Annotated in this window: 7 protein-coding genes; 3 read left to right on the top strand and 4 right to left on the bottom strand. The window is 43.0% G+C overall.

What is annotated here, in order from left to right; genetic code table 11:
- Positions 1 to 97 precede the first annotated feature (97 nt).
- The 4 genes from C5471_RS15805 to fepB form a co-directional block, all read right to left on the bottom strand.
- Positions 98 to 2,212 (bottom strand): TonB-dependent receptor, encoded by a 2,115-nt coding sequence (locus tag C5471_RS15805; RefSeq protein WP_133815422.1) that lies wholly within the window; start codon positions 2,210 to 2,212, stop codon positions 98 to 100.
- Between the two features lie 611 nt (positions 2,213 to 2,823).
- Positions 2,824 to 3,888, bottom strand: coding sequence for a FecCD family ABC transporter permease (locus C5471_RS15810; protein ID WP_133815423.1), 1,065 nt, complete (start codon positions 3,886 to 3,888; stop codon positions 2,824 to 2,826).
- Positions 3,885 to 4,937 (bottom strand): FecCD family ABC transporter permease, encoded by a 1,053-nt coding sequence (locus tag C5471_RS15815; RefSeq protein ID WP_133815424.1) that lies wholly within the window; start codon positions 4,935 to 4,937, stop codon positions 3,885 to 3,887. The genes C5471_RS15810 and C5471_RS15815 overlap by 4 nt, the downstream gene beginning before the upstream one ends.
- Positions 4,938 to 4,960: 23 nt before the next feature.
- A complete protein-coding gene (gene fepB / locus C5471_RS15820) occupies positions 4,961 to 6,001 on the bottom strand; it encodes a Fe2+-enterobactin ABC transporter substrate-binding protein (protein ID WP_242688736.1) in 1,041 nt (346 codons plus the stop codon).
- Positions 6,002 to 6,370: 369 nt separating this feature from the next.
- Here fepB and C5471_RS15825 point away from each other — a divergent pair, with 369 nt between their 5' ends.
- The 3 genes from C5471_RS15825 to tssI form a co-directional block, all read left to right on the top strand.
- Positions 6,371 to 7,711 carry a condensation domain-containing protein gene (locus C5471_RS15825; protein WP_133815425.1) on the top strand — a complete coding sequence of 447 codons (1,341 nt, stop codon included), beginning with the start codon at positions 6,371 to 6,373 and terminating at the stop codon, positions 7,709 to 7,711.
- Between the two features lie 514 nt (positions 7,712 to 8,225).
- Positions 8,226 to 9,959, top strand: coding sequence for a type VI secretion system baseplate subunit TssF (locus C5471_RS15830; protein ID WP_133815426.1), 1,734 nt, complete (start codon positions 8,226 to 8,228; stop codon positions 9,957 to 9,959).
- Positions 9,960 to 9,976: 17 nt separating this feature from the next.
- On the top strand, positions 9,977 to 10,847 hold an 871-nt coding region (gene tssI / locus C5471_RS15835; protein ID WP_166296107.1), incomplete at its 3' end, for a type VI secretion system tip protein TssI/VgrG.

Raw genomic sequence — 10,847 nt, forward strand, 5'->3', positions numbered from 1 at the left:
ATACAACCACCCTCCATATTTTTGTCGGGTAGAATAAGTTTTACACCACTGTCCGGTTACTTATTGAGTTATTGTTCCAAGCCGTTGATTAATTGCCTTAAAACTTTAGTTCAAACGTTGCACCAATCATTCTCGGACGCTGATAAATTATCGAATTAACGTTATTATCCGGAACTAATAAACGTTTATCAGAGTCAAACAGATTCTGAGCAAATATGGTGGCGCGTCCCCATGTGAAGTTATAACCAAGTTGAAGGTTAGCTATCCAATATGCGGGGATTTTTCCACGGGCAGAATTGTCATACTGAGAGTAATAAGTATCTGAGAACATAACATTGCCGCTAACATCAATATCTTCTGTCAGTAAATATTTAGCCAAGAGGTTTGCGGTATATCCCGGTGCCCGAGGTAATTCATTACCCTGAACACCACTCTCCGCAAAGCTTTTAATCTTCGTTTTCAGCAAGCCAATATTAGCGTTTAGCTCAAGTTTTTCGACCGGCAACCAACGGGCACCGATTTCTGCGCCATACGTTTCAACCTTCTTAGCATTACGGATCATGGTTGAATCAAGTGACAGATAGTAAGGTAACTGCATGTCCTTATAATCGTTATAGAAAAGATTGGAGGTGAGTTCCAGTTTACCATCCAGCAGGCTGTTACGTGTATAAAGGCTGTAGTTCCAGACATATTCAGGATTGTAGGTATAACTAATGACAGGCTTGCCAAAGGTCACTCCCGCCCCCCCTGCGTTATAACCTCTACCAACAGCTACCCCGACAGTTTGATCTTTCTGCGGTTTCCAGGCGACATCAATTTTAGGCAGAAAAGCGTTATAGGTTTTATCAAAATCGATTGCTACACTTTCACTTCCCCCTTTACGTGTTCTGTGTTCACGCTCAAAGCGGCTTGATAAAGTCACATCAATCTCAGGAACAACCGTGTAGGTCAAAACAGTATAGGCAGAGGCTGTTTCTGTTTTATCATCAAACTTGCTGCCTCCGAAAAGATTAATGGATTCATCCTGTTTACCATGGAAATAACGCACACCCACCAAACCATTCAGCCGATTATCAAACCCTTGAAAACGGATAATAGGTTCAACTTCTAACTCTTTGCCATCAGTATCAGCTTTTGGAATTTTAGACGAGGTTAATCTGTGATAAGCCAGATCGGTATAAATTAATTTATTTTCCAGACTCATCGTATCTGACAAAGCCCATGAAATATCCCAGATCCCGCTGGTCGTTTTTCGCTCTACCACTGGCCTGAACAGCTCATGCCTTAAATTAAGCGTATCCCTTGGATTGTATGCTTCGTTCTGAGGAGCCCGACTATCAAGATGGTTAACCGTTAATTTGGTGGATAACTCAGGAATGGACAGTGGTTCAAATAGCAGCTTCGCACGGACCGTTGTTGATTCAATTTTGTGCGGATCGCCAACAGGATCATAAGAAACCAGGTTAGCAAAGCTATCGCGATTTTGGCGATCGACACTAAGACGGAAGGCCAGTTGCTCGTCAATCAAAGGTCCGGAAGCCATAGCCGCAACTTGCTGATAGCCCTGATTAGCGAACCCACTTTTGATTGCGCTTTCCCAATAAAAGGTAGGATCGAGTGATTTAATGATCACCGCGCCTGCAATTGCGTTCCTTCCCTGAATATAACTTTGTGGATCACGAAATACCTCGACACTCTCTATATCCCACAAAGATTGCGTGCCGAAAGCTAATTCATTATAGGTAAACGAACGCCCATCAATAGAGACGTTGATTCTGGGACGCGTCCCACTAATGAAAGCCATTCCCCCCTGTGAAGGGCCCGAACCATCAACACCGCGAACAGCGGGAAGAGCATTACTAATACCATTATCAACAACGTTCGGCGTCATTTGCAGCAACGTGTTAACATCAGGATTAGGAATAGATTTCAATTTGCGAAGATTATAAACCTCGACGCTTGAACCACTATCATAAATAGAGCGGTTAACTTTCTCTCCAGTTACCACTAATACATCTTCTTCCGATGATAATGCCTTGGTATTTCCTTTTTGGGCGCTTTTTGTGTTCTTTTCTTCTGCCGCAATAGCGTCAGTTCCTGTCAGCACAATAGCACCGAAAAATATAGCCCCAAAAATACCTACAAAATTTGATTTCTCAGTATGTTCTTTTTCTGATACATCATGTTGCAGAGTTGAGTGCAACCTATTCATTCATTTTTCTCCTTTAGCCAGCTTACACGAAATCGTTTTAATAAAATTAAATAAGTTAAATCGTGACATTGCTGACCAGTGGCTCCCAGTCTGGAAAAACATGGTGCGATTCAACCCATGTTAATTTTACGCAGAGTAGTTTCGTAATGTTATTATTACTCTTCGGTGTTGCTTTGTTATAATATTTCTTAAATAGGAATAATTATCATAACAAGGTGTATTATTGTATGTAAATAAAAATCATTATCATTAACTGTGATCAATGCAACAGAAAAATAAATTTCCCATATAAAACAAATTTTTATTTTAAGGAAATAAAAAAAACAAAAGATAACTCGGTAAAACATGTGGTTTTAGGAAGGTATTTAGCCAGAAAGAAATTGACTAAAAATATATCCCTATATTTTATGGAATTAATTTGAGGCTTAAAAAAACAAACCAGGAAAATAAAGAAACAATTCACAAACTAAGTTAAAAATATAAATAACGAAAATATTCCATCAATTGAGACAGATAAAGATCGCAAAAAATATATCATTATATTCATTACCTGAATGACTGTTTCTCTTGAGATCTTCGCCACATGAAGAGAAAATTTACGATAATTCTTGCTAAATTTGCCGGGAACGGGTCAACAACCAAATCAGATAAATTCCGCCAATGAGCCCCGTCATAAGCCCAATAGGGACTGCCGCTTGTAAAGGTAACAGTTGTGTAAACAGATCAGCTGCCAACAAAAGGCAAGCGCCCATTAGCGCCGCACTGATAACCGGTATATTTCTCGAACGAGTCAGGCGAACCACAAGCTGAGGGGCTGCCAAAGCAACAAAAGCAATCGGTCCTGCGGCACCAGTGGCAAGAGCCGCTAAAACCACAGCACAAAAAATCATAATAAGACGAACGCGTTCCACCCTGATACCAAGCTGACTGGCAATATCATCCCCCATCTCGATAATGCTCAGTTTCCTTGCCATCAAAAGAACCAAAGGCACCAGCAATACAACGCCCATTAAAACAGGGAAAACATGTATCCATGTTCGGGCATTAAGTGATCCGGCAAGCCATAAATTTGCCATCACGGCATTATCGAGATTTCCTTTTACCAGTAATAAGCCATTCAGGGCACTTAGCACTGAACCCACACCAATACCTATCAGGATGAGGCGATACCCACCTATTGCACCGGATTTTAAAGATAACAGATACACTATCACCGCGGTCAGCGTTCCTCCGGCAACAGCAGCAATCGCTACTTGCACTGCACTATTATCAAATAAAACTATCTGTAGAATCGCCCCCGTCGCCGCACCGGCTGTAAAACCAATTACATCTGGAGAGCCTAACGCATTTCTGGAAATGGACTGAAAAACCGCACCAGATACCCCCAGTGCTGCACCAACAAAAATTGCGGTTAACACGCGAGGTAAACGAATATCCATGATGATCTTTTCGCTGATTGTACCGGAGCCCCGCCCCCAAAAAATAGTGATAATTTGTTCGATTGTGATATTAAATTTTCCGATAGTCATGGAAAAAAGCGCTAATACCATAATCAACAGCAGTATGGCACAAATCACCATAAGATTTCTGGGAACAAAAACAAGAGACACTTTTCCTTGTCGCCAGACCTTACCGGAAATATTAACCTCAGTCTCATAATCATTCCGTCTGCTCATAATTGAACAATTTTCCATTTTCTGACAAGGAAAACAAAGAACGGCCCTCCGATTAGCGCCACCATAATGCCAACACTAATTTCCCCAGGATATCCTATGACCCGTCCCAAACTATCAGCAGCAACCACCATGACGCCAGATATCAACATAGAATAAGGAAGTACCCAACGATAACCAGGCCCTGCAATTAAACGAGCAAAATGGGGGGCGGTCAGGCCGATGAAACTAATGGGCCCCGCCGCTGCCGTAGCGCCGCCAGATAACATAATGATAGCCAATGCAGATAGGATCCAGACTTTGGTTTGGTTAACACCCAGTGATTTTTCCAGATCATGACCAAGTGCTACCGTATCAAGAGACTTTGTCAACATTAAAGCAATCATCACTCCTGAGGCCGCCAAAATGGAGACAGGGAAAAGCACCTCATAACCTCGTCCTTGAAGTGAACCCACCACCCAGTGTCGGAATTGATTAAATACCTCATCTTCACTGTTTATGGTGATAATCTGGGTGACAGCAAGTAATACAACGGACAGTGCAGCGCCCGCCAATACCATTCTTACCGGGTTCAACCCATGCCGGATCCCCCCAAGCAGATACACGCCACAACCTGCAATTGTCGCCCCTACCAGACCAAACCACATATAGCCAATAACGTCGGAAATGCCCAAAAAAGCAATTGCCGAGACAATGGAAACCGCTGCCCCGGCATTGACTCCCAGAATACCCGGATCAGCCAGTGGATTACGGGTAAGCGCCTGCATAATGGCACCCGCGACACCCAATGAACAACCAACGATAATCGCCAGCAAAGTACGGGGCACTCTCAGGTAACGAACCAATAAATGTTCACTATTAGCAGGATTAAAAGCGGTGAATGCCTCCCAGGTGACTTTAATCGTGACAGGGCGGGTCCCGACAAAAAGACTAAAAACTGAAAATGCCACAAGTAATAACCCGCAAATCAGCAACCCTTTTCGTTGAAATTTGAATTGCTGGTTATCGGATTGCGTAACAGAATTAGCAACTGAAAAAATCAATTTTTTCATATTCAGCTCAAACAATTGCTAAATTATTTGGCTTTCTGCTTAATGCCAAACCGTTTAACAATGCTATCAGCAATTTCTTTTGCGCTGTAATAGTCAATTCGAAACGAATTCACACCAAGACCATAGACTTGTCCTGTTTTGACTGAAGGCAAATTAGCAAGTACAGGATCTTTTAAGAATTCAGCCGCTCTGTGCTCTCCTGCACTTAAAAGAAATGTCGTGGGCGCGGTTAACTGCGTAATATTTTCATATTGCGCCCAAACAAAGTCCCCGGTTTTATTCGCACTATTATGCCAAGCCGGATCTGCCGACTCGATAGTAAACCCAAGCTGTGAAAGCAACAAAGCATGTGGGCTTATACTCGTTGATATGGGGTTAACGGTTCCCGGCCCCGCATAGCTGATAATATTCACCTTACCTTCGGGGATAGCAATTTTTGCCCGGCACTCAGCAAGATAATTATCAAAACCAGTAATTCTGGCCGCAACTTTATCTTCAAGCCCTGTCGCTTTTCCTAATTCAGTCGCCAAACCCTGCCATGTCTGTTTACCATAATCTAAGATAATCGTAGGCGCGATTTGTTTAAGTTGTTCTACCTGAGCATATGCGGAATCAGCGCCGCTCACAGAAACCACAATCAGATCGGGCGCGACAACATAAGCCATTTCCAGATCAATATTGCCGGCTGGCCAAAGCTTTTCAATTTTCCGCTCTTGAGCAACCTTTTCCCATTGCGCGAAAAATTTCCCATTCATAGCCGCTGCACTCGCGACTACAGGCGCGTCAATCGATAACAGTATTCCGGTTATCGAAACAGTGGTCGATAAAATACGCTGTGGTTTTGTCGGAATAGTGGTAATAGTGCCATCCGCATTTTTAAACTCTCTTGGCCAAGAAAGGCTTTCCGTCTGAGCTGCATTTTTCGCGTTTGCAGCATAAACAGTCCCCCCAAATAGAGTGACCAGAGTAATTACCAAGCCATATACAAGGGTTAATATCGATTTCATTCCGGCATTCTCAGACAGTGATGGTGGATCTGCGATGCAGAAACCTCGCATACCCATTCAGATAATCCAAAGTGGACGTAATGTATCATTTTGTCTAATATCCGACAATGAGATTAATAATGATTATCATATACAATAACGCTGATCACGAAATACGTCACATTCTTGTTGTATCGCACAACAAATGTTTCATTTTCTCAGATATAAAACCAATTCAGATTTCAGCCAGAAACAATCAACGAAAAATGGTGATCAAACAGGAGAATGAATGTCATGAGAATAAATAGGCGATTATGTGTTGGCTTGTTCAGACGGGAATATCGTGGCTTAACATTGTATGAACACCTATCACAAACATAGAAGAAAATTTTATCTGTTTTTTTTATTTTTTATTCTATTTTCTATGATGAATTCATAAGGTTTACCATGTTAAACATCGATCAAACTTCTCGCTGGATGCCATTGACGCAGGCACAACAATATTACTGGCATGAGTTCAGCCTGCATTCCGAAAAAGTTGTTTCGACTGTCGCTCACTATCTTGATATTCAGGGCAATGTCGATCAAGAGGCGCTTTGCAAAGCAATAACGACAGTGACCAGTGAAACAGATATACTCTCTGTCCGTTTTAAACGCCTTAAAGAACAGCTGTTTCCTTTACAACAACCGAATCAAGCCGCCACACCACAGTTAAAATTCATCGACTTACAAACGCAGCCCGATCCCTTCCACACAGCGTTGCAACTTATGCGGGCCGATGTGGAATCTCCGCTGAATTTATTAACTCAGCTGCTATCCGCTCAGTGGCTATTTAAATTAAGCGAATCTCATTATCTCTGGTACAACCGGGCTCATCATATTCTGCTTGATGGATTTGGTATGGCGCTCATTGAACATCGTTGTGCGCATTTCTATTCATACTATCTTGGTAAAGCCAGTGCCGATGCTTCTTTTCACTCACTCAGCAGCTACCTTACTGAAGAACAAGAGTACTGTAACAGCGAGCAATATGAAAAGGATCGCTTATACTGGCAAAATTATCTTTCATCCGTGCACCTTCCAACCGTGGATATCGCCCGTGCCGACTATAGCACCAAACACCATTACACCAGTTGTGTGCTCTCCGGGAATATTATCACAGGTTTAACACGTCTATCGGCTGATACAGGTATCGCCTGGCCTGATCTGTTAGTGGCGCTTTCAAGCATCTACCTGCTTTACTATTTCGCTGCACAGACACAAAATGGTGAATATTCAATGCCGTTATGGCTCCCCTATATGAATCGCCGAACCCGTTTCAGAACCAATACACCGGCATTAATGACTAATATTCTTCCCTTATTGATAAACACCAACCCGGATGAAATATTAGAAACCTTTTTGAAAAAAACAATCAACGCGCTTCATACTCAACGGACTCATGCCAGATATCGTATAGAACAGATCTTTTTAGATCATAAACTACCTCAAGATACCCGTTATTTATTTTCGCCACTCATCAACGTGTTACCTTTTGACTCTCCAAACTTTGTCGATTGCCAGGTTAAACGTCATATACTCACCAGTGGGCTCTATGATTGCTCTAGCTTTAACATTATCTATCGCGGGAAAGTCGATGCCGGAGAATTAATTGTTGATCTTGATGCTGATTCAGCAATGTTTGGCAAAGAAGAGGTTGAAAAACATCAGAAAAATCTGACTGACTTTCTACAAAAAGTGCTCACCGGCAACTCTCTTTCCCTGCCTGTAAAAGCGCTTTATTCATAAAATGAAAAAATAACTTAATATATAAAGAACCGGAGTCTGACTTCGGTTCAGAACACATGAGTCGGGTAAGCAGCATCTGATAATTCTCCCACCTTTCGGATGAGCTGTATTTTTTCACACCGTCAGGCACCATTAGTTATCGATCGTGAACGGCCGATCTTTTACACCGGGTATAACGGTTTCGATTACCATCACATTTTGGACAGGATACAGGATCTCCAACCAAAATAATGTAACGTCACATTTATTTACCATATTAATTATTAGTTAACTATTAATTTCAGCTTATTACATCTAACTATCATGGTGCCATAACTTAATTTAAAGCAAACTTCATAAAACCAAAATCATTGAAATAACTTAAATAACCCCGTTACCTGAACACCTATAAAATTTACATTATTGACTATTACAAAGCTAAATTTACAAATCTTTGAAATATCAACCTTGATATTTCTCAGGTATAAATATAAATTCACACTAATAGTTGAATATAAAAGAGACAGACATAAATATGAAGAATTTTGAAGACTTCTATCGGGAAGCACTTTCGCAAATAAAGCAGGATATGCATCACGCGGCGCAAGAACATCCACATCTTGCCCCATTTACTCCGGAATCGGGTGACCCTGATATTCTCCGGGTACTGGAAGGTTTTGCGCTTCTGGCTGCCGGTATTCAACAAAAAATTGATGATGGTTTCCCGGAAGTGGTTTATCCGCTTTTACGAAAAGTATGGCCGATACCGTTACACCCTATTCCGTCAACCAGTATTATCCAGTTAGATATTGAACCGGGCAGCATAACTGAAGCCACACTCATTGCCAAAGGCAGTCAAATTTCTGCCATACAACATAGCCAATCAATTGCATTCAGAACCACCCAAGATATCAGCATTGAACCGGTCACCTTGATCCATAAGACTTTGAAACACAGCGAAAACAAAAGCCTTATCTCGCTGACCTTTCAATATCATGGGCAAACGCCCCACTGGAAGACCGGGCCCGTCATACTTTTTCTGGGCGCAGATCAAAAACTGGCATCTTTACTGACAAAATACCTGGGTCAGTCGCTGGATGACACTTATCTGAAAACATCCCTTGCCGAGAAAGAGATGGATCTGGGTATCAAGATAGCGACACGTCTGAAGGAAAATCTGGTATTGCCAAGACCCCATGACTATTTCTGGCCGCTGCAGGTGTTATACGAATACCTCTATCTGCCACATGTGAATGACTTTATGTCATTTGATTTATCGGAGGAGATCTCTCAGCTCCCTTTGGGAGAGGATAAGCAATTTACCCTCATCCTGGAATTCGACCGCAACATTCCCATTGAGGATATTACCCCCGCATTTATTCCCCACTGCGTACCGGTTATCAACCTGTCTTCGACAAAAACAAAACCAATAGCATTTGAACCGGGTCAATCGCGTTATGTATTGGCAGCAGATGAAATCTTTAGTATTGACAGCATTAAACTCCAATCTGAACCAGAGGAAATCGCTGATGGATCTGACCACCGTGTTCCTCTTATCGACAGCGCGCAACTGACCGCCCACCATTTTGCCGAACCCGGTGACAAAATATTACTTTTTGACCATATACGGGAAGCAGTGCCATTGGGGAGCAATCAAATTAATCTCACGTTTTATGATCATCAGGCAAAACCGGTCACAGAACACCATCATTGCGACTTTTACTGCCAATATCAGAAATTTGATACACAAGCACGAACACTGGGCATCGGGCAAATCTGTATACCCGATGAGCAGATACCTAGTCATATTCAGGCCAAAAATATTGTGGCCGCGTCAAAAGACTTTCCTGCCGTAGTCAACAGTCATCAGCATTGGCCGATACTATCTTTGTTGTCGCTTGGGCCCTTTTTTCTCGGCCATATTGATTCCGTCAGATCGCTGGTCAAACAACTTGATACCTTCGCACATCTGGACGCCCCGCGGAGCCGGCATATTCAGCGCATGGCCGACGGTCTCAGTAGTATCCATATCGAGCCATACTACCATCTGGTCAAGGGTATCCCCATGAGAGGCCAGGAAATCACGCTGCGTATGACACCGGAAAATTATGAACATGAAGGCGAAATGTATGTCTTCGCCAAAACATTACATACCACCTTCTCCCTCTGCCTGGTCGAAACAAGCTTTCACCGATTAACGGTCATCAATAACGGCACCGGTGAATGCTGGCGATTTTACAATATGCCTGGGCATCAGAAGATTATGTAACATGATGAGGAAAAACCATGAAAACCGGACTCCGCTTTTCCTGCACTATCGGCAATCTGGCACCCAAAACTTTTGCGGTCGTCAATTTTACATTAGATGAAGCGCTTTCATCGTTACTTACCCTGTCGCTGACCCTGGCGGCACCGCGCTCCGATATTGATACGGCGACCCTTCTGCTTCAAACCGCACAGTTCACCGTCACCCGTGACGATGTTTTACAACGTGAAGTGAACGGATTGATTGAAAGTGCGGTTATCGGGACCACAAACCGGCATCAAACGCTGTATCACCTGACCGTCAGGCCAGAAATGTGGCTGCTGACCCTGGATCAGGACAGCCGTATTTATCACCAGCTCAGTGTTCCCGACATTTTACACAGCATACTGAAACAGAAAAAACTCCAGGCCAATATACGTTTTAATGACCCGCACTCAGTGCGGGAATACACCACCATGAAAAGGGAATCCTCCTATGATTTCTTCACCCGCCTGGCCGCGGAAGAGGGGATTTTCTTCTGGTTCGCCGATGATGGCCTCCATGTGAGCGACAGCCACTTACACATGAGGGCACCGGATACGTTGATCTACAACCCAGATGTCACCGACGTAACAGATGAAAATGTTATCTCCGGATGGTCTCTTGGCTCCCACATGCGCCCTGAATCCACCACTCAAAAAGACCGGAATTACCACAACCCCAATTATGCTTTGCAGCATAACGCCACCGATTATGAAGCAGAAAACAGCACGCCATTTCATATCTTCGAAAGTTACGGGCGTTTTCTGAAAAACAAAGAGGGCATTCCGTTTACCCAGTACCGGCTGGAAGCCCTGCGGACGGACAGCAAATCAGGGCAAGCGGAGAGCAATTGTATTCGATTAATGCCGG

Source organism: Photorhabdus tasmaniensis (genome assembly GCF_011189505.1).
GTDB classification, from domain to species: domain Bacteria; phylum Pseudomonadota; class Gammaproteobacteria; order Enterobacterales; family Enterobacteriaceae; genus Photorhabdus; species Photorhabdus tasmaniensis.

Coding starts and splice junctions, on each gene's coding strand:
- C5471_RS15805 (WP_133815422.1), bottom strand. CDS start 2,212: ATGAATAGGTTGCACTCAACTCTGCAACATGATGTATCAGAAAAAGAA.
- C5471_RS15815 (WP_133815424.1), bottom strand. CDS start 4,937: ATGAAAAAATTGATTTTTTCAGTTGCTAATTCTGTTACGCAATCCGAT.
- C5471_RS15830 (WP_133815426.1), top strand. CDS start 8,226: ATGAAGAATTTTGAAGACTTCTATCGGGAAGCACTTTCGCAAATAAAG.
- C5471_RS15825 (WP_133815425.1), top strand. CDS start 6,371: ATGTTAAACATCGATCAAACTTCTCGCTGGATGCCATTGACGCAGGCA.
- fepB (WP_242688736.1), bottom strand. CDS start 6,001: ATGGGTATGCGAGGTTTCTGCATCGCAGATCCACCATCACTGTCTGAG.
- C5471_RS15810 (WP_133815423.1), bottom strand. CDS start 3,888: ATGAGCAGACGGAATGATTATGAGACTGAGGTTAATATTTCCGGTAAG.